At 69.5% G+C, this 22,502-nt stretch carries 20 protein-coding genes; 6 read left to right on the top strand and 14 right to left on the bottom strand.

What is annotated here, in order from left to right; all coding sequences use genetic code 11:
* Positions 1-109 precede the first annotated feature (109 nt).
* Positions 110-2,974 (top strand): BTAD domain-containing putative transcriptional regulator, encoded by a 2,865-nt coding sequence (locus tag ABZ664_RS23910; RefSeq protein WP_362513904.1) that lies wholly within the window; start codon positions 110-112, stop codon positions 2,972-2,974.
* Positions 2,975-3,083: 109 nt separating this feature from the next.
* Here ABZ664_RS23910 and ABZ664_RS23905 read toward each other — a convergent pair whose 3' ends face one another.
* The gene (locus tag ABZ664_RS23905) at positions 3,084-3,824 is read right to left on the bottom strand and encodes an SDR family oxidoreductase (protein WP_362513899.1); all 741 of its coding nucleotides are present in this window, start codon (positions 3,822-3,824) and stop codon (positions 3,084-3,086) included.
* Between the two features lie 81 nt (positions 3,825-3,905).
* On the opposite strand from ABZ664_RS23905, the gene ABZ664_RS23900 reads away from it, so the two are divergent.
* The 3 genes from ABZ664_RS23900 (at position 3,906) to ABZ664_RS23890 (ending at position 6,985) form a co-directional block, all read left to right on the top strand.
* Complete coding sequence (locus ABZ664_RS23900) at positions 3,906-4,517, top strand: TetR/AcrR family transcriptional regulator (RefSeq protein ID WP_362513894.1); 612 nt, start codon at positions 3,906-3,908, stop codon at positions 4,515-4,517.
* A 168-nt stretch (positions 4,518-4,685) separates the two neighbouring features.
* Positions 4,686-5,777: a DUF5685 family protein gene (locus ABZ664_RS23895; protein ID WP_362513888.1), complete on the top strand. Its 1,092-nt coding sequence runs from the start codon at positions 4,686-4,688 to the stop codon at positions 5,775-5,777.
* A gap of 683 nt (positions 5,778-6,460) precedes the next feature.
* Entirely contained in the window at positions 6,461-6,985 is a 525-nt protein-coding gene (locus ABZ664_RS23890) for an SPW repeat protein (protein ID WP_362513883.1), read from the top strand.
* Positions 6,986-7,177: 192 nt separating this feature from the next.
* Here the strand turns inward: ABZ664_RS23890 and ABZ664_RS23885 are convergent, their stop codons facing one another.
* From ABZ664_RS23885 to gap, 6 genes are all read right to left on the bottom strand, one after another.
* Positions 7,178-7,420, bottom strand: coding sequence for a DUF6343 family protein (locus ABZ664_RS23885; protein ID WP_362513878.1), 243 nt, complete (start codon positions 7,418-7,420; stop codon positions 7,178-7,180).
* A gap of 255 nt (positions 7,421-7,675) precedes the next feature.
* On the bottom strand, positions 7,676-8,023 hold the full coding sequence (locus ABZ664_RS23880; protein WP_012892502.1) for an RNA polymerase-binding protein RbpA: 348 nt from the start codon (positions 8,021-8,023) through the stop codon (positions 7,676-7,678).
* A 77-nt stretch (positions 8,024-8,100) separates the two neighbouring features.
* On the bottom strand, positions 8,101-8,331 hold the full coding sequence (gene secG, locus ABZ664_RS23875) for a preprotein translocase subunit SecG (protein ID WP_030905020.1): 231 nt from the start codon (positions 8,329-8,331) through the stop codon (positions 8,101-8,103).
* Positions 8,332-8,463: 132 nt separating this feature from the next.
* Complete coding sequence (tpiA, locus tag ABZ664_RS23870; RefSeq protein ID WP_362513869.1) at positions 8,464-9,249, bottom strand: triose-phosphate isomerase; 786 nt, start codon at positions 9,247-9,249, stop codon at positions 8,464-8,466.
* A gap of 82 nt (positions 9,250-9,331) precedes the next feature.
* The gene (locus ABZ664_RS23865) at positions 9,332-10,519 is read right to left on the bottom strand and encodes a phosphoglycerate kinase (RefSeq protein ID WP_362513864.1); all 1,188 of its coding nucleotides are present in this window, start codon (positions 10,517-10,519) and stop codon (positions 9,332-9,334) included.
* A complete protein-coding gene (gene gap, locus ABZ664_RS23860) occupies positions 10,519-11,523 on the bottom strand; it encodes a type I glyceraldehyde-3-phosphate dehydrogenase (protein WP_362513859.1) in 1,005 nt (334 codons plus the stop codon). Before gap ends, ABZ664_RS23865 begins: the two co-directional genes overlap by 1 nt.
* A 215-nt stretch (positions 11,524-11,738) precedes the next feature.
* Between gap and ABZ664_RS23855 the strand changes: the two genes are divergently transcribed.
* Positions 11,739-12,257 (top strand): hypothetical protein, encoded by a 519-nt coding sequence (locus ABZ664_RS23855; RefSeq protein ID WP_362513856.1) that lies wholly within the window; start codon positions 11,739-11,741, stop codon positions 12,255-12,257.
* Between the two features lie 52 nt (positions 12,258-12,309).
* On the opposite strand, the gene whiA is transcribed toward ABZ664_RS23855, so the two are convergent.
* The 7 genes from whiA to uvrA form a co-directional block, all read right to left on the bottom strand.
* Entirely contained in the window at positions 12,310-13,290 is a 981-nt protein-coding gene (gene whiA, locus ABZ664_RS23850) for a DNA-binding protein WhiA (RefSeq protein WP_362513853.1), read from the bottom strand.
* A gap of 93 nt (positions 13,291-13,383) precedes the next feature.
* Positions 13,384-14,301 carry a uridine diphosphate-N-acetylglucosamine-binding protein YvcK gene (gene yvcK / locus ABZ664_RS23845; protein WP_362514361.1) on the bottom strand — a complete coding sequence of 306 codons (918 nt, stop codon included), beginning with the start codon at positions 14,299-14,301 and terminating at the stop codon, positions 13,384-13,386.
* Positions 14,302-14,315: 14 nt separating this feature from the next.
* The gene (rapZ, locus tag ABZ664_RS23840; protein ID WP_362513850.1) at positions 14,316-15,188 is read right to left on the bottom strand and encodes an RNase adapter RapZ; all 873 of its coding nucleotides are present in this window, start codon (positions 15,186-15,188) and stop codon (positions 14,316-14,318) included.
* Positions 15,185-17,194: an excinuclease ABC subunit UvrC gene (gene uvrC / locus ABZ664_RS23835; protein WP_362514358.1), complete on the bottom strand. Its 2,010-nt coding sequence runs from the start codon at positions 17,192-17,194 to the stop codon at positions 15,185-15,187. The genes rapZ and uvrC overlap by 4 nt, the downstream gene beginning before the upstream one ends.
* Positions 17,195-17,427: 233 nt before the next feature.
* Positions 17,428-17,898 carry a Rieske (2Fe-2S) protein gene (locus ABZ664_RS23830; RefSeq protein WP_362513847.1) on the bottom strand — a complete coding sequence of 157 codons (471 nt, stop codon included), beginning with the start codon at positions 17,896-17,898 and terminating at the stop codon, positions 17,428-17,430.
* 223 nt (positions 17,899-18,121) lie between these two features.
* Positions 18,122-18,547, bottom strand: a complete 426-nt coding sequence (locus ABZ664_RS23825; protein ID WP_362513844.1) for a Rieske (2Fe-2S) protein — start codon at positions 18,545-18,547, stop codon at positions 18,122-18,124.
* A gap of 89 nt (positions 18,548-18,636) precedes the next feature.
* A complete protein-coding gene (gene uvrA / locus ABZ664_RS23820; protein ID WP_350947791.1) occupies positions 18,637-21,477 on the bottom strand; it encodes an excinuclease ABC subunit UvrA in 2,841 nt (946 codons plus the stop codon).
* A 291-nt stretch (positions 21,478-21,768) separates the two neighbouring features.
* On the opposite strand from uvrA, the gene ABZ664_RS23815 reads away from it, so the two are divergent.
* Positions 21,769-22,410: an MBL fold metallo-hydrolase gene (locus tag ABZ664_RS23815; RefSeq protein ID WP_350947792.1), complete on the top strand. Its 642-nt coding sequence runs from the start codon at positions 21,769-21,771 to the stop codon at positions 22,408-22,410.
* Positions 22,411-22,502: the final 92 nt, after the last annotated feature.

Raw genomic sequence — 22,502 nt, 5'->3', positions numbered from 1 at the left:
ACGATCAACCTTCGCCGGAGCCCGTCCCGCCAAGCGATTGCCGCGCACCCAAGGCGCATTTGACGTACACCCCTGATCGCGAACAGCGATTTTATGATTACATTGAGTAATGGAAACGGGAGGCTCGGATCTCGAGTTCAGGATTCTGGGGCCGTTCGAGGTGCTGCGGGACGGCGTCCCGGTGCCGATCCGGGCGGCCAAGCTGCGGACGTTGCTCGTCTCGCTGTTGCTCGACGCCAACAAGACGGTCTCCGTCGAGACGTTGACGAACCATCTGTGGGGAGACGACCCGCCGGGCGGGGCGAGAAACACCCTGCAGAACTACGTGCTGCGGATCAGACGCCTGCTGGGGTGTGCCGGGGACGAGGGCCCGCTGCTCACCTGCCCGCGAGGTTATCTGCTCAAGGTGGCCGACGACCGGCTCGACCTGCACCGCTTCGAGACCCTCACCCTCCGCGCCAGAGCCGCCTCCGCCGCGGACGCGACGGAGCGGGCCGCCGCGCTGCTGGCCGAGGCACTGCGGTTGTGGCGCGGGGAGCCGCTGCAGGACGTGCCGTCCGAGACCCTGCGGCGAGAGGTCGCGCCCGTGCTGGCCGAGCGCGGGCTGGACGCGCTCCAGTCCCGCATCGAGGCCGACCTCGCACTGGGCCGCCACGAGGAGGTGCTCGCCGAGTTGCGCCGGCTGACCGCCGCGTATCCGCTCAGGGAGCGGTTCTGGGCGCAGCGGATGCTCGCGCTGTGCAGGTCGGGACGCCAGGCCGAGGCTCTGCGCTGCTACCACTCCCTCAGCGAGGTCCTCGTCGAGGAGCTCGGCGTCGACCCCGGCGCGGAGGTACGGAAACTGCATCAGCGGATTCTCGACAACGATCCCGCGCTCACCGCCAGGAGATCTTCCGGCAACCTCCCCGGCGAGATGACCACGTTCGTGGGCCGACAGCGGCAGCTCGACGACGCCGCGCGGCTGCTGGAGACCAGCCGCCTGGTCACGCTGACCGGGGTGGGCGGGGTGGGCAAGACCCGGCTGGCGCTGCGACTGGCCGCGCGGGTGTCGCCCGCCTTCCCCGACGGGGCGTGGATCGCCGACCTCGCCCCGCTGACCGACCCCGCTCTGCTCGACCGGACCGTGGCCCAGGCTCTCGGAATCCGCGACCAGTCCGCGCGCCCCTGTCTGGACATCCTCGTCGAGCACCTGAGCGACGGCAGGGCGCTGCTGGTGCTGGACAACTGCGAGCATCTGGTGAACGCCGCCGCGACACTGGTGACCGCGCTCCTGCGCGCGGCGCCCGGTCTGCGGGTGCTCGCCACCAGCCGACAGCGGCTCGGCGTCCAGGGCGAGCACGTCCTGCCGGTGCCGCCCCTCTCCGTACCGCCCATGACGCCGGCGGACGCGGACCCCGAGCCGGCGCTGACCCGCTACGAGGCGGTAAAGCTGCTCGCCGACCGCGCCGCGGCCTCGGCACCGGACTTCCGGATCACGCGGCACAACCGCGACGTCGTCGCACAGCTGTGCGGACGGCTGGACGGCGTGCCACTCGCGATCGAACTGGCCGCGGTCCGGCTGGGAACGCTCTCCGCCCAGGAGATACTCGACCGGCTGGACGACCGGTTCCGGCTGCTCGCCGACACCGACGCCGAGAGCTCCCCCCGCCACCACCGGACCCTGGGCGGCGTCGTCGACTGGAGCCACGACCTGTGCACCGAGCACGAACGGCTGCTGTGGGCCCGGCTGTCGGTCTTCGCCGGCGAGTTCGACCTGGAGGCGGCCGAGGCGGTGTGCTCGGGGACGGGCGTCGACCGCCACGAAGTCCTCGACATCCTCACGGGCCTGGCGAACAAGTCGATTCTCGTCGTGAACGGCCAGGACGGCAGCACGCGCTACAGCCTGCTGGAGACCATCCGCCAGTACGGCAGGCGGCGTCTCATCGACCTCGGCCAGGAGACCGTGATGCGACGGCGTCACCGTGACCACTACCGGAGCACCGCCGCACGGGCCGCGGCCGACTGGTGCGGCCCCCGCGAGGTCGGGTGGCTGTCGCGGCTGCGGCAGGAGCTCCCCAACCTGCGGGCCGCGCTGGATTTCTGCCTCACCGAGCCCGGCGAGGCGCGGAGCGGGCTGGAGATCACCGTCAACCTCACCCGGACCCGGTTCTGGTTCTTCAGCAGCACCATCGGCGAGGGCCGCCACTGGCTGGAGCGCGGGCTCGCGCTCTCTCCTCGCCGGCCGGACCCCCTCCAGGTCGGCGCGGTGGCCATGGTCGCCTGGATCGCCCTCTGCCAGGGCGACAGGCAGGGTGCCGACGCCTTCATGGCCCGCTGCCGCCGCCTCGCCACACAGCTTCCCGACACCGACGTCCCGGCCGCCGTCACCTGTGTCGAGGGCGCCCACGCGATGCTCGTCCACGGCAGCCCTCGCTCCATCCCGCTGCTGGCGCAGGCGAGAGACCGGTTCCTCGCCGACGGCGCGATCGGTGACGCCCACATGGCGACCATGCTCTGGGCGATGGCCTGCGCCTTCCTCGGAGACCGGGAGCTCGCCGTCACCGCCGCCGAGGCCTACCTCGCCGACGCCGAAGCCCTCGGCGGGACCTGGGCCCACTCCTGGGCATTGTGGGGCCTTGGTCTCGCCGAGTCGCGCCACGGCGACCCGGTACGTGCCGCCACCCTGTTCCGCGACTCGCTGCGCCGCCAGTACGACATCGACGACCGCTGGGGACCGGTGTGGGGCCTTGAGACACTCGCCTGGACCATCGCCGCCACCGGCCGTCACGACCGCGCCGCCGAACTACTCGGCGCCGCGCACCGGCTACGGCGCACGACCGGGGTGGCGCTCATCGGCCTGCGGCCGTTTCACGACGCCCACGCCGAGGCCGAACGGCTGATGAAGAACGCGCTCGGGGCGTGCGGATACTCCCTGGCCTTCGAACGGGGGGCGAGGAACACCGATGTCATCGGCCTCGCGTGCGCGTCCCCGTGAGCCGGCACGGCCGACGACCACCACGGTGATGAGCGGTGTCGTCTCCGCCCTGGATCGATGTACGACGAGCGGCGGGTCCTCCGCTCAGCCCTTCCGGACCGGTTTCGGCTCAGACGAGTCCGCCGTTGACCCGCAGCACCTGACCGTTGACCCAGCGGGCGGGGCCGGCGAGGAAGGCAACCGCCTCGGCGATGTCCGCAGGTCGGCCCAGCCGCTCCAGCGGCGGCTGGGCGGCCAGCCTGGCGACGGTCTCCTCGTCCTTGCCCTCCAGGAAGAGGTCGGTGGCGGTGGGCCCGGGGGCGACCGTGTTGACCGTGACGTCCCTGCCGCGCAGCTCGCGGGCGAGGATGAGGGTCAGCCCCTCGACGGCGCCCTTGGATGCGGCGTAGGCGCCGTAACCGGGAGCGGCCAGTCCGATCACCGAGGTGGAGAAGGTGATCAGCGCGCCGCCCTCGCGCAGCCTCCTGGCGGCCTGCTGGGCCACGGCGAAGGTGCCGCGTACGTTGACGCGGAGCACGCGGTCCAGCACGTCCAGGTCGAGTTCGGCGACCGGGGTGGGCGGGTTCATGATCCCGGCGGCGTGCACGACGACGTCGACGCCGCCGAAGGTCTGCTCGGCCGTGTCGAAGAGCTCCGCGACCGCCCGCTCGTCGCCGACGTCGGCTCGGACCGCGATCGCCTGGCCACCCTTGTCGGCGACCTCCGCGACGACGGCCTTGCCCTCGGTGTCGTTGCTCGCGTAGTTGACCACGACCGCGTAGCCGTCGGCGGCGAGCCTGCCCACGACCTGACGCCCGATGCCGCGTGAGCCTCCGGTGACGACGGCGACGCGGGCTGCTGTGCTGCTCATGATCGGTCACTCCTCCAAGAGTTTGTGTACACTATGTATATATATGGATATAAACACAATGTCCATATCTCGTGGAGGTAGATGGTGACGCAGCAATCCCCCGCACCCGCACGTCGCGGACGCGGACGCCGTCCGGCCGCCGAGGTTCGCCGCGAGATCCTGCGGGCGGCCGGCGAACTCCTGCTCACCGAGGGGATGGCCGCCTTCACCATCGAACGGGTCGCGGCGCTGGCGGGCGCGAGCAGGGTGACGCTCTACAAGTGGTGGCCCTCCAAGGGGGCGCTCGCGTTGGACGGCTACTTCGACGCCGTCGGCCCAACCCTGGCCTTCCCCGACACCGGCGACATCGCCGCCGACCTCACCGCGCAGTTGCGGGCCTTCGTCCACCTGATGCGCGAAACCCAGGCCGGGCGCGTGATGCCCGAGCTCGTCGGCCACGCCCAGACCGACCCCGAGCTGTCGGCGCTCCTTCGCGAGCGCTACTCGGCACCGCGCAGAGCACTCGCCGTCGAGGCGCTGGAGCGCGCCAAGCGGCGCGGGCAACTCCGCGAGGACGTCGACCCCGAGGTGGTCGTCGACCAGCTCTGGGGCGCCTGCTACCACCGTCTCCTCATCCCCGACCAGCCCCTTACCGACGAGTTCGCCGAGGCCCTCGTCCGGAACCTGCTGGCCGGGATCGGTGGTGCCCGATAAAACGACTTACAGGAAACATCAGCCCGATAATGTACGTTTTGCGGCCCCGATAATGAGTCCAGGCAACCGAGCGGCATGGGCGCTTCAGCGGGCTGACCCGCCATCCGCAAGTGTGTGACAAGTGGGGACCGTCAGGCTGGGCACCGGTCGCAGGCGGAAGAGGGGCATATGTTTGGAATCGTTCGCCCATGCAGGCACGGGATGTGCGGCGGGCTGTTCAAGGAGTGGATGGCGCACCTGTGCGGGCTCTGCCTGGCCCTGCGGGATGAGCACGGGCACGCCTCCCGGCTGGTGACCAACTACGACGGTCTGCTGGTGTCCGTACTCACCGAGGCACAGGCACCGGCCCCCTCACCGTACCGACGTGCGGCCGCCTGCGCGCTGCGCGGGTTCAAGGGCGCGGACGTCGCCCAGGCCGAGGGGGTACGGCTGGCCGCCGCGGTCTCGCTGATCCTGGCCGCGGGAAAGGTCAAAGACCACGTCGAGGACGGCGACGGCATCTACGCCCGCCGGTTGGTGGCGGCCGGTGCGGGGCGGGTGGCCGCCCGCTGGTCGGCCGCCGGATCGGGTACGGCCGCCGCCCTCGGATTCGATCCCACCCCACTCCTCACCGCGGTCGAGGAGCAGACCCGGCTGGAGCGCCTGCCGAACCCGAGCCTGCTCCAGCTCACCGCCCCCACCGAGGCCGCGGTCGCCGCCGCCTTCGGGCACACCGCCGTACTGGCCGGCAAGCCGCACAACCGGGAGACCCTGGAGGAGGCCGGACGCTACTTCGGCCGCCTGGCACACCTGCTGGACGCCGTCGAGGACCTCGCCCGCGATCGCGAGCGCGGAGCCTACAACCCGCTGACGGCCTCGGGCACCGACCTGGCCGCCGCGCGGCGGCACTGCGACGACGCCGCGCACGGACTGCGCCTCGCGGTGGCCGAACTGGACCTGGAACGACGTCGCCTCGTCAACGCCCTGCTGGTCGCCGAGACCGGCCGTGCCGTCGACCGGGTCTTCGGCGAGGCCGAGCGGGAGAGCCCCGAGGCACCCCCTCGCGACCCGCGGCTGAAGCCGGATCCCGGCGGGTTGCTGTCGCTGCTGTGCATGTCGGCGGCCTGCTGCACCTGCGGACTGTACCGGCCGCCGTGGGACGAGGACCGCTACAGGTCGTGCGGCGAGCGCTGCGACGGCAGCGGCTGCGACGCCTGCGGGCAGTGTTGCAACGGCTGCTCCGGGTGCTGCGAGTGCTGCAACTGCAGTTGCGACTGCTGACAGACGCCTCCACCCGCTCGGTCCGCCAGACCGGCGCGCTGCTTTCTGGACCCGGGGCGGTGTTTTAGCCGTCCCGGTCGTGTCCGGTTGCGGCAGAGGGGTCCGTCAGCAGGAGACGGGCTGAGTGGCGGCCCAGGCGGAGGAGGGGCGGGCAGGTCAGGCGAGTTCCCGCAGGGGTGGGGAGGGCGAAGGCGATGGCCTTGGCGGGGGTGTTGGCGATGAAGGTCGTGGTGGCGAAGGAGTTCCACGCTTATCTAAACAGCGAACTCATCTCCTGAACGGTTCCTTAAAATACCGTTTGGATCCCTCTCGGAGGCGACGAGGACAGGCCAAGCCAGGTCACCTCCTTCGCTTCGCCTGCGGAGTCCTGATCTCCCCAGGAGGGGTCACAACGTGCTTCCCAGGGCCATGTACTCGTTGTACTCGTTCAGCTTCGGCCAGGGTCCTCATCGCCCCTGAGAGGGGTCGCAACGTCGGTTCCCGGAGCGCCGCCGATACCCGGTCCATGGGTGTAAGACCGGAACAGCGCGCCTGAGGACTACTTCGGATCTCCGTAACCTAAGGATTTCATTATCTAGATTTGTAGCCATTTGGGCTGTTTGGAGCTTATGTCGGGTATATCGGTAGGAGTTCGCTTTCACAGCGGATCGTATTTCGCGTGAAACCGGAAGGGGGCATGGGTCATGACGAGACCCGCAAGCCTGGAACATCACCCCGATCTCATCGAGATGCGGGAGAGGTACGAACGAGCGGGCTCCAGTTCGGTGGCCCAGGCCATCGAAGGACTGGGCCTTCTGGCGGGCCTGTATCTGGCGATCTCACCCTGGGTGGTCGGCTTCAACGGCCTGTCCAGGCTCTCCGTGAGCAACCTCGTCACCGGTATCGTGGTCGCCGCGCTGGCCCTGGCCTTCGCGTCCGCCTACGGCCGGACCTACGGGGTCAGCTGGGTCGCGCCGGTCATCGGAATCTGGACCATCATCGCTCCCTGGATCACCGGCTCGGCGACGAGGGGGAGCATCTGGAACAACGTCGTCACCGGCATCGTCATCCTCCTGCTCGGCCTGGGAGCGGTGGCGATGGGTACCAAGAAGATGGCCGGAATGTCACACAAGGGAAACACCTCCCACCGAGGAGACACCTCCCACAGGACAGACATGCCCGGTCGGGCGGACATGCCCAACAGGCCGGACTTCCCCAACAGGCCATAAACAGATGGATGTGAGATCAGCGCGACGGCTGCTCAACCCGGCCAGGGACCGGGTTGAGAGCACCGTCTCCGGATAAGCCCGGCCTCGGCCGGGCTTCCGTCGTCTTCGGGCTCATCCGTCCCCGGCCGCGAACCCACCAAGAAGGCCCACCAAGAAGGCGGGGAGCCCGGCGAAAAGGCCGGGGCGGACGGTTCACTCGAACAGAGTGTGCCGCTCACCGCGTCGGCGCCTGCGGACGATCCTGATCCCGACCACCACGATGTCCACCACCGCGACGGCCGCCAGGACGGCGAGGGCCACGGTGAGCAGGGTGAATCCGCCCTGTGCCGCGAACACCGCCAGAACCGTGCAGACCACCAGGCCGAAGATCGCCAGAATGAGCCGCAGGTTCAGCGCGCTCTTCGGATGGTCGTGCGTACCTGGCTGCTCCTTCATGGGACCACCTCCGGGGCGATGTCGACCCCCCCACCTGCCCATATCTGCGCAAGGGGGTATCTCTTTCAGGCCCTACCCAGGACATCCCTGACCATCCACGGCACCAGAGCTCGCCGAGAAAACGCGGCGGCCGGCCCGGCAGCCGGTTTCCGGCGATCGTGAAAGCCACCCGGAACGCAAAAAGACCTCCGCGGGTGATTTCACCCGCGGAGGTCTTTCCGCGTGCTCGCCGTCGAGCCGTACCCGAGGGTCCGGCTAGTAGATCGGGCGTGAGGAGGAGCGCAGCCGCTCCAGGGCCTCGGCGAGGATCTGCGCACCATCCTTGTCGCTGCGGCGTTCCTTCACGTACGCGAGGTGCGTCTTGTAAGGCTCGTTACGCGGCGGGGCGGGCGGGTTCGCCTCGTCCTGACCGGCGGGGAGACCACACCGGGGGCAGTCCCAGAACTCGGGGACGGCCGCGTCGCTGGCGAAACTGGGGCGCGTCTCGTGCATGTTCGCGCACCAGAAAGGCACCCGCACACGGGGGGCCGCCTCGCCGCGCTCCGCCTCCCCCATCGGGCCGGCACCGACACGGCTGCCACGGATCGCGTTGCCACTACCCACGGATGAACTCCTTGCTCGATGGCCCCGCCGCTTGGGGATGCGGGGACTGAACCACTGTCACGCCTGTCGAAGCCAGGTCAGGGCCGCAGAAGCAGGCCCAGCGCGATGATGCAGACGAACCAGACGACACCGGTGATGACGGTGAGTCTGTCAAGGTTGCGCTCCACCACCGAGGAGCCTCCGAACGACGACGAGAAACCGCCACCGAACAGATCCGAGAGGCCACCGCCCTTGCCCTTGTGGAGCAGGACGAGCAGCATCATCAGCAAGCTCGACAGGATGAGGGCGATGGAGATTCCGATTGTCACCGTTGACCTGTTCCCTATGTGCGCGTGACCCGCGTCCGGGCACGACCCTTGTGTACGCCGATGGCGTGACGATTCAAACCTGCTCTAAGAGGGTATGACGTGCTGTCAAGTCGCACCCACCGAATGGCTCAGTCAGTTCGACAATTCGCCAAAACGGCAAATCTTGACGAACTCCCCGGGGTCGAGGCTCGCGCCACCGATCAGGGCACCGTCGACATCAGGCTGCGCCATGATGCCCGCGATGTTGTCAGACTTGACCGACCCACCGTAAAGGATACGGACACCGGCGGCCACTTCTGCGTCGTACAGCTCGGCGAGTCGCGCCCGGAGTGCCCCGCAGACCTCCTGCGCGTCGTCCGGGGTGGCCACCTCGCCGGTGCCGATCGCCCACACCGGCTCGTAGGCGAGCACGATGGAGGCGACCTGCTCGGCGCTCACCTTGCGGAGCGCGCCGTCGAGCTGCGCGACGCTGTGGGCCACCTGGTCGCCCGCCCTGCGCACCTCCAGGCCCTCACCCACGCACAGAATGGGGGTGAGCGAGTGCCGGTAGGCCGCCTGCACCTTGGCGTTGACGACGTCGTCGTCCTCGCGGTGATACTGGCGGCGCTCGGAGTGACCGGCGAGCACGAAGGTGCAGCCGATCTTGGAGAGCATCGCCCCGGAGATCTCGCCGGTGTAGGCGCCGCCGTCGTACTGCGACAGGTCCTGCGCACCGTAGACGATCCGCAGCTTGTCGCCGTCCACCAGGGTCTGCACGCTGCGCAGGTCGGTGAACGGCGGCAGCACGGCCACCTCGACCCGGTCGAAGTCCTTGTCGTTCAGCGCGAAGGCGAGCTTCTGGGTGTGCGCGATGGCCTCAAGGTGGTTGAGGTTCATCTTCCAGTTGCCGGCCATGAGCGGCTTACGAGGTGTGCTCATCGTTCGCTCACCACTCCTTGTTCACTGGGCGGGCGGCGTCGGTCGTCGACCGGCCGCTCCGCTCGTCGCGTGGGTTCACTTTCTACCGCTCCAGCGCCACGAGTCCGGGGAGGGTCTTGCCCTCCAGGTATTCGAGGCTGGCCCCGCCACCGGTGGAGATGTGGGAGAACCCGTCCTCCGCCAGGCCGAGCCTGCGCACGGCCGCGGCCGAGTCTCCCCCGCCGACGACGGTGAAGGCCTCAGAGGCGATCAACGCCTCGGCGACCGCGCGAGTTCCCCCGGAGAAGGCCTCGAACTCGAAGACGCCCATCGGGCCGTTCCAGAACACCGTCCTGGCGTCGGCCAGCCTGCCCGCGAACAGCTCGCGGGTGCGCGGGCCGATGTCGAGCCCCTCGCGGTCGGCCGGGATCGCGGTGGCGTCGACCACCTCGTACTCGGCGTCCTCGGCGAACTCGACGGCCGCGAGCACGTCGACCGGCAGGACGATCTCGACCTCGCGCTTGCGCGCCTCGTCGAGGAAGCCCCGCACCTTGTCGAGCTGGTCCTCCTGGAGCAGCGACCTGCCGACCTCGTAGCCCTGGGCCTTGAGGAAGGTGTAGGCCATGCCGCCGCCGATGAGGAGCCGGTCGACCTTGGTGAGCAGGTTGCCGATCACGCCGAGCTTGTCGGAGACCTTGGCGCCGCCGAGCACCACGGCGTACGGCCGCTCGGTCTCGTCGGTCAGCTTCCTGAGCACCTCGACCTCGGCCAGGACGAGCCGGCCCGCGGCGTGCGGCAGCAGGCCGGGCACGTCGTAGACGCTGGCGTGCTTGCGGTGCACCGCGCCGAAGCCGTCGCCCACGTAGACGTCGGCGAAGGCGGCGAGCTTGGCGGCGAAGGCGGCCCGCTCCTCGTCGTCCTTGGACTCCTCGCCCGGCTCGAAGCGCAGATTCTCCAGAAGGGCCACCTGACCGTCCTGGAGGGCCTCCACGACGGCCTGGGCGGACTCGCCGACCACGTCGGTCGCGAAGGCGACGTCGGCACCCAGGAGCTCACCCAGCCGCTTGGCGACCGGGGCGAGGGAGTATTCCGGGTTCGGCTTGCCCTTGGGGCGTCCCAGGTGCGCGACGACGACCACGCGGGCCCCCCGGCCCGCGAGCTCCTTGATCGTCGGCACCGAGGCGCGGATGCGGCCGTCGTCGGTGATGACGTCCCCCTCCAGGGGGACGTTGAGGTCGGCGCGCACCAGGACGCGCCGGCCGTCCACGTCGAACTCGGAGATGTCCTTCATCAGAGGTCGGCGCCGACCAGCTCGATGAGGTCGACGAGGCGGTTGGAGTAACCCCACTCGTTGTCGTACCAGCCGACGACCTTGACCTGGTTGCCGATCACCTTGGTGAGGGGCGCGTCGAAGATGCAGGACGCCGGGTCGGTCACGATGTCGGAGGAGACGATCGGGTCCTCGTTGTAGGTGAGGTAGCCCTTGAGCTCGCCCTCGGCCGCGGCCTTGAGCGCGGCGTTGACCTCCTCGACGGTGGTCTCGCGGCCGACCTCGACGGTGAGGTCGGTGGCCGAGCCCGTGGGGATCGGCACGCGCAGCGCGAAGCCGTCGAGCTTGCCCTTGAGCTCGGGCAGCACCAGGCCGATGGCCTTGGCGGCGCCGGTCGAGGTCGGCACGATGTTGATCGCGGCGGCGCGGGCGCGACGCAGGTCGCTGTGCGGGGCGTCCTGCAGGTTCTGGTCCTGCGTGTAGGCGTGGATCGTGGTCATCAGACCCTTCTCGATACCGAAGGTGTCGTTGAGGACCTTGGCCATCGGCGCCAGGCAGTTGGTGGTGCAGGAGGCGTTGGAGATGACCGTGTGGTTCGCCGGGTCGTACTTGTCGTGGTTGACGCCCATCACGACGGTGACGTCCTCGTTCTTGGCCGGAGCCGAGATGATGACCTTCTTCGCGCCGTTCTCGGCGTGCACGCGGGCCTTGTTGGCGTCGGTGAAGAAGCCGGTCGACTCGACGACGACGTCCACGCCCAGGTCGCCCCAGGGCAGCTTGGCGGGGTCGCGCTCGGCGAACGCCTTGATGGTCTTGCCGTCGACGATGATCTCGTCGGCGGTGCTCTTGACCTCGTACGGCAGACGGCCGAGGATGCTGTCGTACTTCAGCAGGTGGGCGAGCGTGGCGTTGTCGGTCAGGTCGTTGACCGCCACGATCTCGATGTCCTTGCCGCTGGCAGCGACCGCGCGCCAGAAGTTGCGGCCGATGCGGCCAAATCCGTTGACGCCTACGCGGATGGTCACGGTGCCGATCTCCTCGTACATCGATGCGCCGGTCTCTCGGATCCGGCGACTTGGTGCTGGCTGAAACCTCAACCACGAACCTTATCGGACCCAAATTGGCCTAGACCACTTGAGGGGGTGCTCCGTTATTCGCTAACCCACGAACAGGTATCGCACCATTCAAGTAAAGTGCCCGACTCGTCACTACAAACACCACAACCCCGGGAGAACCCGCTGTGACAGATAACGACCCACACCTGGCGAACGGGCTTCTACCCGGCATCCTCACCGGTCTGCTGGGCACCGCCGTCGGCGCCGCGGCCTACGGCGCGCTCATCGCCTTCAGCGGGTACGAGATCGGCTTCGCCGCCATCGGCGTCGGTCTCCTCGTCGGCCTCGCCATGATCGCGGTGAAGCCGACCAGCCCGGTACTGCCGCCGCTCGCCGCCTTCTTCTCCCTCGCCGGCGCCGCGCTCGGCCAGGTCGTCGGATCCACCATCGCCTGGGCGCAGGTGTCCGGCGAGGACTACGGCCCCGCCCTCGCCCGGGTGCTCGACGCCTTCCCCGAGCTTCTGCGCCAGGACCCCATCTCGCTGCTGTTCTGGGTGGTCGCCGCCTACGCGGGCTTCAGCTTCGTGAACAGGCGCGTCAAGGCCGCCCGAGAGGCCCACGACGCCCGCGCCGCCTCGCCCGTCCCGCAGCCGGGCGAGGCCGCCGACCACACGAACTACTTCGAGCCCAGGAAGCAGCCCTGAGCCACGGGCCTTCCGGCCGAACGACCGCTGCCGCCGGCGCGATCCCGACGACCTAGGGGGCCAGCATGTCGACGGTGAGATTGGCCTCGGTGTTGGGAACGCCGATGTCCTGGGCCCGCTTGTCGGCCATGGCCAGCAGGCGGCGGATGCGACCGGCGATGGCGTCCTTGGTCAGGGGCGGGTCGGCGAGCTGACCCAGTTCCTCCAGGGACGCCTGCTTGTGCTCCACCCTCAGGCGACCGGCGATCACCAGATGCTCGGGGGCCTCCTCCCCGAGGATCTCCAGGGCCCGCTGGACCCTCGCCCCCGCCGCGACCGCGGCACGGGCCGAACGGCGCAGGTTGGCGTCGTCGAAGTTGGCGAGCCGGTTCGCCGTCGCGCGAACCTCGCGGCGCATCCGCCGCTCCTCCCAGGCGAGCACGCTGTCGTGGGCGCCCAGCCGGGTCAGCAGCGCGCCGATGGCGTCGCCGTCGCGGACCACCACCCGGTCGACGCCGCGCACCTCCCTCGCCTTGGCGTGGATCTTCAACCTCCGCGCGGACCCGACCAGCGCGAGCGCCGCCTCGGGCCCCGGACAGGTGACCTCGAGCGACATCGAGCGCCCCGGCTCGGTCAGCGAGCCGTGCGCCAGGAACGCCCCCCGCCAGGCCGCCTCGGCGTCACAGGTCGCCCCCGCGACGACCTGGCGGGGCAGGCCCCTGACCGGGCGCCCGTGGTTGTCGATCAGACCGGTCTGGCGGGCGAGCGCCTCCCCGTCGCGGTAGACCCGCACGAGGTAGCGCGAGCCCTTGCGCAGCCCGGCCGGGGCCAGGACGAGCACCTCGGCCTTGTGCCCGAAGACCTCGCCGATGTCCTTGATCAGCCGCCGAGCGGTGACGTTGGTGTCGAGCTCGGCCTCGATCACGATCCGGCCGCTCACCAGGTGCAACCCGCTCGCGAACCGCAACAGCGTCGACACCTCGGCCTTACGGCAGCAAGGCTTCAGGATCTGCAGCCTGCTCAGCTCGTCCTTGACCACACCTGTCATCGCCATGCGTGTTCGTCCTCCCCCATACAGACCCCTTGCGACCCGAGATAAATCGGGCTCACAGAAGTTTCTCGCACTCCTGAGCACCGCTGACCAGGATCAACGCTTCTCACGGAAAATCTCGTCCAGGACGGAGGCAAGACGTTGTGCATCGTGTCGCGGGGAGCCGTCCTCGTCCGCCACGGAGGCGAGGACCAGCCTCCCCCCGAGATCGGCCGCGGCCTTGTCCAGCTCATCACGGTCGTCGATCACCCCGGTGTCGGCGACGACGACGTCGATCTCCAGGGAGGGCGCGTGCTCGCGCAGCACCTCCAGGTGCTTCTGGGGGGAGAATCCGTCGGTCTCCCCCGCCTGCGGGGCGAGGTTCAGCGCGACCAGGCGGCGGGCGCGGGTGGCGTGCAACGCCTCGGCCAGCTCGGGCACCTTCAGGTGGGGCAGCACGCTGGTGAACCAGGAACCGGGACCGAACACCACCCAGTCGGCGTCCAGGACCGCACGGACGGCCTCGGGGCACGCCGGCGGGTCCTCGGGGAGCAGCGAGATGGCCCGGACCCTGCCGGGCGTGAGCGCGCAGGCCACCTGACCGCGTACCGTGCTCACCTCGCCGTCCAACTCGACCTCGGCGGCGATGTCGAGCGGCACCGAGGCCATCGGCAGCACCCGCCCGTGCGCGCCGAGCAGCCGCCCGAGCCAGTCGAGTCCCAGCACCGTGTCGCCGAGCCGCTCCCACAGCGCCACGATCAGCAGGTTGCCGATCGCGTGGCCGTGCAGGTCGCCCTCGCTGCGGAAGCGGTGCTGGACGACCTCGCTCCAGGTGCGCCCCCACTCGTCGTCACCGCACAGGGCCGCCAGGGCCATCCTCAAATCCCCCGGGGGGAGCACACCGAGCTCGCGGCGAAGACGGCCGCTGGAGCCCCCGTCGTCGGCGACGGTCACCACCGCCGTCAGCCGGGAGGTGACCCTCCGCAGCGCCGACAGCGAGGCGTACAGCCCGTGTCCCCCACCCAGCGCGACGATCTTGAGACCTTCGTTCACTCCCGGCCCACATCCCGATGGCTCACCTGCACCTCCATGCCACCCCTGTCGCGCAGCCGCCCGCCGATCTGCTCGGCCATGGCGACGCTGCGGTGCTTGCCGCCGGTGCAGCCAACGGCGAGCGTGGCATAGCTCTTGCCCTCGCGGGTGTAGCCGGAGGCGATGATGGTGAACACCTCCTCGTAGGCGTCGAGGAGCTCCTTCGCACCCGCTTGGTTGAGAACGTACTCCCGTACGGGAGCGTCCAGTCCGTTCATCGGGCGGAGTTCGGGGACCCAGTGGGGATTGGGCAGGAACCGGCAGTCGACGACCAGGTCGGCGTCGACGGGCAGGCCGTACTTGTAGCCGAAGGAGACGACGTTGACCCGCAGCCCTGGGCGGTCCTCGCCGCCGAAGAAGGCGACGATCTTCCCCCGGAGCTCGTGGACGTTGAGGTTGGAGGTGTCGATCACCAGGTCGGCGTTCGCCCGCACCTCGCGCAGTATGCCGCGTTCGCGGGCGATCCCGTCGACCAGGCGGCCGTCGCCCTGCAGCGGGTGCGGGCGGCGGACGTTCTCGAACCTGCGGACCAGCTCCTCGTCACTCGCCTCCAGGAACACCACGCGCACTGCGACGCCGCGCCCCTCCAACTCCTCGATCGCACTGTTGAGGTCGCTGGTGAAGGCGAGGCTGCGCACGTCGACCACCGCGGCCACCTTGTCCGCGGCCAGCTTGACCCGCCCCGCCTCCTCGGCCATGGCGAACAGCAACCCGGGCGGCAGGTTGTCGATGACAAACCACCCCAGGTCCTCCAGGGCCTTGGCGGCGGTGCTCCGCCCCGCCCCCGACATTCCGGTGACGAGGACGAACGCGGGCTCTCTTTCGCTCATGGGTTCTGCCCCTTCAAGGCCGACACGATCGTCTCGGCCGTCGAGGGGCCGATCCCGGGAACCTCGCAGATCTGTGCCGCGGTCGCCTCCCGCAGCCGCTTCACCGATCCGAAATGCTTGATCAACGCCTGCCTGCGGGCCGGGCCGAGACCGGGGACCTCGTCCAGAGCGCTTTCCTTGACACTCTTCGACCGTTTGGATCGATGGTAGGTGATGGCGAAGCGGTGGGCCTCGTCGCGTACCCGCTGGAGCAGGTACAGGGCCTCGCTGGAGCGGGCGAGGATCACCGGCAGGTCCTCGCCGGGCAGCCAGACCTCCTCCAGTCGCTTGGCCAGCCCGCACACCGCCACGTCGTCCACGCCCAGCTCGTCGAGCGCCCTGCGGGCCGCCGCGGCCTGGGCTGGACCTCCGTCGACGACGACGAGGTTGGGCGGGTAGGCGAACTTGCGCGGCTTGCCGGTCTCCGGGTCGATGCCCGGTGACGTGCGGGTCGGCGGCCCGTCGCCCGCGCCCGGCCCTCCGCTCGCGCCCTCGGCCGCCTCCTCGGCAGGGCCTGCGGCCGGCCCGTCGGCGGGATCGGCCCCGGTGTCCGTGTCGAGCTCTCCGGTGGCCGAGCGCTCCTCCAGGTAGCGCTTGAACCGGCGGGAGATCACCTCGTAGATGGAGGCGACATCGCCCTCGGTGGAGCGCACGGAGAACCTGCGGTATTCGCTCTTGCGTGCCAGGCCGTCCTCGAAGACCACCATGGAGGCCACCACGTCGGTGCCCTGGATGTGGGAGACGTCGTAGCACTCGATGCGGAGCGGCACCTGGTCCAGGTCGAGGGCGTCGGCGACCTCCTGCAGCGCCCTGCTGCGCGCGGTCAGGTCGCTGGCCCGCCTCAGCTTGTGCTGCTTCAGGGACTCGACGGCGTTGCGCTCGACGGTCTCCATCAGCGATCTCTTGTCGCCGCGCTGGGGGACCCTGATCTCCACCCGCGCCCCGCGGTGCTCGCCGAGCAGCTCGGTGACCGCTCCGGCGTCGGGGGGCAGGACCGGAACCAGCACCTCCCTGGGCAGCGCCTCGGCGGCCGCCTCGCCGTACATCTGCAGCAGGAACTGCTCGACCAGCTCGCCCGGCGCGGCATCCTCGACCTTGTCGACCACCCAGCCGCGCTGGCCCCTGATGCGCCCGCCGCGGACGTAGAACACCTGGACGGCGGCCTCCAGCGGATCCTCCGCGAGGGCGACCACGTCGCAGTCGGTGTTGTCGCCGAGGACCACGGCCTGCTTCTCCATCGCCTGCCGCAGCGCCTGGATGTCGTCGCGCAGCCTGGCGGCCCGCTCGTACTCCTGCTCGACGGCGGCCTCGCGCATCTCACGCTCCAGCCGCTTGATGAACCGGCCGGTGTTGCCCGCCATGAACTCACAGAAGTCGTCGGCCAGCGCCCGGTGCTCCTCGGCCGTGACCCGGCTCACGCAGGGGGCCGAGCACTTGTCGATATAGCCGAGCAGGCAGGGGCGGCCGATCTGCGCGGCCCGTTTGAAGACCCCGCCCGAGCAGCTCCTGATCGGGAAGACCCGCAGCAGCAGGTCGACGGTCTCCCTGATCGCCCAGGCGTGGGAGTAGGGGCCGAAGTAGCGGGTGCCCTTGCGCTTGGCGCCTCGCAGCACCTGGACCCGGGGGAACTCCTCCCCCATCGTGACCGCGAGGTAGGGGTAGGACTTGTCGTCGCGGTATTTGACGTTGAACCGCGGGTCGTACTCCTTGATCCAGGAGTATTCGAGCTGGAGTGCCTCGACCTCGGTGCCGACGACCGTCCAGTCGACGTCCACGGCGGTGGTGAGCATGGTCTGGGTGCGCGGATGCAGGCCCGCGAAGTCGGCGAAGTAGGAGTTGAGCCGCTGGCGCAGGCTTTTGGCCTTGCCGACATAGATGACCCGGCCTTCCGCGTCCTTGAACCGGTAGACGCCGGGGGACTCGGGGATGGACCCCGGCTTCGGCCGGAAACTCACCGGACCACCCACAGATCTCGCCACACGGAAAGCCTATCGGCCCGGACCGACACGTTTCCTTACAGCTTTCCGCTCAGACAAGGTCGGTGGCCGGGCCGTACCCCGGCCCCCGCCCGGGACCGGGGTACGGCCTCACGCGACGCCCGTCGCTTCCTACAGGTGCTCCTGGCCGTACTGGAACCGCCGCGTGAGACGCCCGCCACCGCCGGGACGTTCCCCGGCGGCAGGCTCGCGGCGGACGGGGATCAGGCGAGGACGATGGAGTCGCCGTCCACCTTGATCGCCTTCTCCTCCAGGGGGTCGGTGGCCGGGCCGTTCGCCACGGAACCATCGGTGATCTTGAACTTGCTGCCGTGGCAGGGGCAGTCGATGGTGTCGCCCTCGATCTTGTCGACGTCGCACCCCTGGTGGGTGCAGACGGAGCTGAACGCCTTGAACTCGCCCGCGGCCGGCTGGGTGATCACGATCTTCTGGTCCTTGAAGATCTTGCCGCCTCCCTCGGGGATGTCCGAGGTCTTGGCCAGGGCGTTCGCGGAGCCGCCCGAGTCGGCACCCGCGCTCGTCTCGGCCGCCTCCGGCGCCTGCGACGCGGAGGTCGCGGAGGTGTCCCCGCCGCTCTCCGCCGGCTCCCCGTAGCCCCCGCACGCGGTCAACACCGCGGCCATCCCGGCCCCACCGGCGCTGAATATCACCGTACGACGTGTCGTCTCAGTCATCTATATCCTCCAGAATCATCATCTTCAGGTACGGCTCGCACCCCGATGACGGTTCAGCTTGCCGCACATCGTGTCAGGAGACTGTGAAGAATTACTCCCTCGGCCCTCTTCATGGACCATCCGGAGAACCCCCTCCAAACCCTCGGCACGGGCCTCGGCCCCGGCGAACCAGGCCCGACCCGGCGGATCCGCGCCTCCCCGGAGGAGAGGTCGGCACGAACCGTCAGAGCACGATGATTCCGTCGCCCTCGACCTTCAGCGCGTACTGGACCAGCGGCGCCTCAGCCGGGCCCTTGAGGCATTCTCCGGAGTCGACCGCGAACTCACTGCCGTGACAGGGGCAGCGGATGACGCCGTCCCCGATCCTTCCGACCGCGCACCCCCGGTGCGGGCAGCTCGCCGTGAACGCCCTGAACACCCCCGAGGTCGGCTGGGTGATCACGATCTTCCACTTGGTGATCACCTTGCCACCGCCCACCGGGATGTCGGCGGTCCGCGCGATGACCTTCCCCTTGATCCCCGGCGGCACGATGGCGGCGGCGGACTCCCCGCTCGCGCACCCCGCCAGCGCCGCACCGCACGCCACGGCCCCCGCGGCGGCGATCACCTGCCTGCGCGCGGGCATGGCGGAGGTTTCCTGCATGCTCATCGCGGCCCTTCTCGCAATGTCATCCCCGATCGGAACCGGGCTCCCTCGTCCAGGGTATTGACGGGGGAACCCGGTCCCGAATCCGGCCCTCAGCTGCCGAGGATCTTGCGCAGGAAGCGGCCGGTGTGGCTCTCGTCGACGAGGGCGACCTCCTCGGGCGTCCCGGTGGCGAGCACGCTGCCGCCCCGCGAGCCGCCCTCGGGCCCCATGTCGATCAGCCAGTCGGCGGTCTTGATCACGTCGAGGTTGTGCTCGATGACGATGACCGTGTTGCCCCCGTCGACGAGCTTGCCCAGGACGCCCAGCAGCCTGCGGATGTCCTCGAAGTGCAGGCCGGTGGTGGGCTCGTCGAGCACGTAGATCGTGCGGCCGGTGGAGCGGCGCTGCAGCTCCGAGGCGAGCTTGACGCGCTGTGCCTCGCCGCCGGACAGAGTCGTGGCGGGCTGGCCGAGCCTGACGTATCCCAGGCCGACGTCGTTGAGCGTCTTCAGGTAGCGCTTGATCGCCGGAATGGAGTCGAAGAAGTCCAGGGCCTCCTCGATCGGCATGTCGAGCACCTCGGAGATCGTCTTGCCCTTGTAGTGAACCTCCAGGGTCTCCCGGTTGTAGCGCGCCCCGTGGCAGACCTCGCAGGGCACGTAGACGTCCGGCAGGAAGTTCATCTCGATCTTGAGGGTGCCGTCTCCCGAGCAGGCCTCGCACCGGCCGCCCTTGACATTGAAGCTGAAGCGGCCCTTCTGGTAGCCGCGGACCTTGGCCTCGGTGGTCTGCGCGAACAGGTCGCGGACCTTGTCGAAGACGCCGGTGTAGGTCGCCGGGTTGGACCGGGGCGTGCGGCCGATCGCCGACTGGTCGACATGCACGACCTTGTCGACCAGGTCCATCCCGTTGACCCGGGCGTGGCGGCCCGGGACGGTGCGCGCACCGTTCAATTCCTTGGCGAGCGCGTTGTAGAGGATGTCGTTGACCAGGGTGGACTTGCCTGAGCCCGAGACACCGGTGACCGCGGTCAGCAGTCCGAGCGGGAACTCCACGTCGACGCCCTTGAGGTTGTGCTCACGGGCACCCTTCACGGTGATCTGCCGCTTCCTGTCGCGCTTGCGGCGGGTGGCGGGAATCGCGATCGTCCTGCGACCCGACAGGTAGGCACCGGTCATCGAGTCTTCCGAGGCGAGCAGGTCGGCCACGGTGCCGGAGACGACGACCTGGCCGCCGTGCTCCCCCGCCCCGGGGCCGATGTCGACCACCCAGTCGGCTGCGGCGATGGTGTCCTCGTCGTGCTCGACCACGATGAGCGTGTTGCCCATGTCGCGCAGCCTGATCAGGGTCTCCAGCAGCCGCTGGTTGTCACGCTGGTGCAGGCCGATGGAGGGCTCGTCCAGCACGTACAGCACCCCGACCAGTCCCGAGCCGATCTGGGTGGCGAGCCGGATGCGCTGCGCCTCGCCACCGGCGAGGGTGCCGGAGGCCCGGTCCATGGTGAGGTAGTCGAGGCCCACGTCGAGCAGGAAGCCCATCCGGGCGTTGATCTCCTTGACCACCCGCTCGGCGATGTGCATGTCGCGCTCCGACAGCTTCAGCCCCGCCAGGAACGTCGCGCAGTCGCCGATCGACATCGACGAGACGTCGGCGATCGAGCGGCCGTCGACCGTGACGGCCAGCGAGACCGGCTTGAGCCTCGCCCCCTTGCAGGCCGGGCACGGGATCTCCCGCATGTAACCTTCGTACTTCTCGCGCATGCCGTCGCTGTCGGACTCGCCGTGGCGGCGCTGCACCCAGGGGATGACCCCCTCGAAAGTGGTGTAGTAGGAGCGCTGGCGGCCGTAGCGGTTGCTGTAGCGGACGTGGACCTGCTCGTCGTGGCCGTACAGCAGGGCCTTCTGCGCCTTCTTGGGGAGGCGCTCCCACGGGGTGTCGAGGCCGAACCCCATGGTCAGGCCGAGCGCCTCGACGAGGCGCTCGAAGTAGTCGCTGGTGTGGCCCCCGGCCCACGGCGAGAGCGCGCCCTCGCCCAGCGGCCTCTCCGGGTCGGGCACGATCAGGTCGGGGTCGACCTCCATCCGGACGCCCAGGCCCGTGCACTCGGGACAGGCGCCGAAGGGTGAGTTGAACGAGAACGAGCGGGGCTCCAGCTCCTCGAACGACAGGTCGTCGTAGGGGCAGTAGAGGTGCTCCGAGTAGAAACGCTCGCGGTTGGGGTCGTCCTCGGGCAGGTCGACGAACTCCAGGGTGATCGTCCCGCCCGACAGACCCAGGGCGGTCTCCACCGAGCCGGTCAGGCGGCTGGCCGCGCCCTCCTTCACCGCCAGACGGTCGACGATCACCTCGATGTCGTGCTTTTCCTGCTTCTTCAGCGTCGGCGGCTCGTCCAGGCGGACCACGGTGCCGTCGACGCGGGCGCGGGCGAACCCCTTGGCCTGGAGCTGGCTGAACAGCTCGGCGTACTCGCCCTTGCGGCCGCGGACCACCGGGGCGAGCACCTGGAAGCGGGTGCCCTCCTCCAACTCCATCACCCGGTCGACGATCTGCTCGGGGCTCTGCCTCGCGATCGCCCGCCCGCACTGCGGGCAGTGCGGCTTTCCGATGCGCGCCCACAGCAGGCGCAGGTAGTCGTACACCTCGGTGATCGTGCCGACGGTGGAACGGGGGTTGCGGCTCGTCGACTTCTGGTCGATCGACACCGCGGGTGAGAGTCCTTCGATGAAGTCGACGTCGGGCTTGTCCATCTGCCCGAGGAACTGCCGCGCGTACGCCGACAGCGATTCGACGTAGCGGCGCTGACCTTCGGCGAAGATCGTGTCGAAGGCCAGGCTTGACTTGCCCGAGCCGGACAGCCCGGTGAAGACGATCAGAGCGTCTCGCGGAAGATCCAGCGAGACGTCCTTGAGGTTGTGTTCACGTGCACCACGCACGATGAGGCGGTCAGCCACAGCAGTCCCGACGTCGTTGATAGAGGGTTGGAAGTAGTCGCGGGAAGACTAGCGAGAGGGGCCGACAATTTTCCGGACCGGCGTTCGGAGTCTTTCCGGACCGGCGTCCGGAGTCGTTTTCCCGCCGCCTCCAGAGTACGGTCTCCCCCCGGATATGGCAGGTGGCCCACGATTTCAACGACGTGAACACCCCCCTTATGCCCCGTCCCGCCCGCCGGGCGCGATGATGATGGTGACGAGGGCGGAGCGCGTGCCGCCCCGCCTTCCCGCGACCCCGTCCGAGGAGAATCCGTGACGTACACCGGTGATGTACAGGTCGGCGGCCCCGCCGACCTGCGCGAACTGCCCGCCCTGACGATCGCCAAACTGGCCGTCGGCCCGTTCGACAACAACGCCTACCTGATCCGGTGCACCCAGACCGGTGACGGCGCCCTCATCGACGCGGCCGCCGAGCCCGACCGGCTGCTTGAGCTCATCGGCGACCAGCCGATCAGCAAGATCGTCACCACCCACCAGCACGGCGACCACTGGCAGGCCCTGGAGGAGGTCGCCAGGGCGACCGGTGCCTCGGTGATCGCCCACCCGCTCGACGCGGGGGCACTGCCGGTGCCGGTGGATCTGGAGGTGGAGAACGGCGACGGGGTCACCGTCGGCGTGGTCAGCCTGGAGGTGATCCACCTGCGCGGGCACACCCCCGGTTCGATCGCCCTTTACTACCCCGGCCACCTGTTCACCGGCGACTCGCTCTTCCCCGGCGGCGTCGGCAACACCAACAAGGATCCCGAGCGGTTCGCCCAGCTCTTCGCCGACGTGTCGGAGCGGATCTTCGACAGGCTGCCGGACGACACCTGGGTCTACCCGGGCCACGGCAAGGACACCACGCTCGGCGCCGAACGCCCCTCGCTGCCCGAGTGGCGCGAACGCGGCTGGTGACCGTCTCGCCACGCTCCCTCACCCGGTGCCACCGGACGCGGGCGTGGCAGGCCTCCGCGTGATCGGCCCCTCGGCACCGCCCGGACACGGCC

It is taken from the genome of Streptosporangium sp. NPDC006930 (assembly GCF_040635605.1).
Classification (GTDB): domain Bacteria; phylum Actinomycetota; class Actinomycetes; order Streptosporangiales; family Streptosporangiaceae; genus Streptosporangium.
The sequence above is the reverse complement of the archived record's forward strand: the minus strand, read 5'-3'. Positions and strand labels throughout refer to the sequence as shown.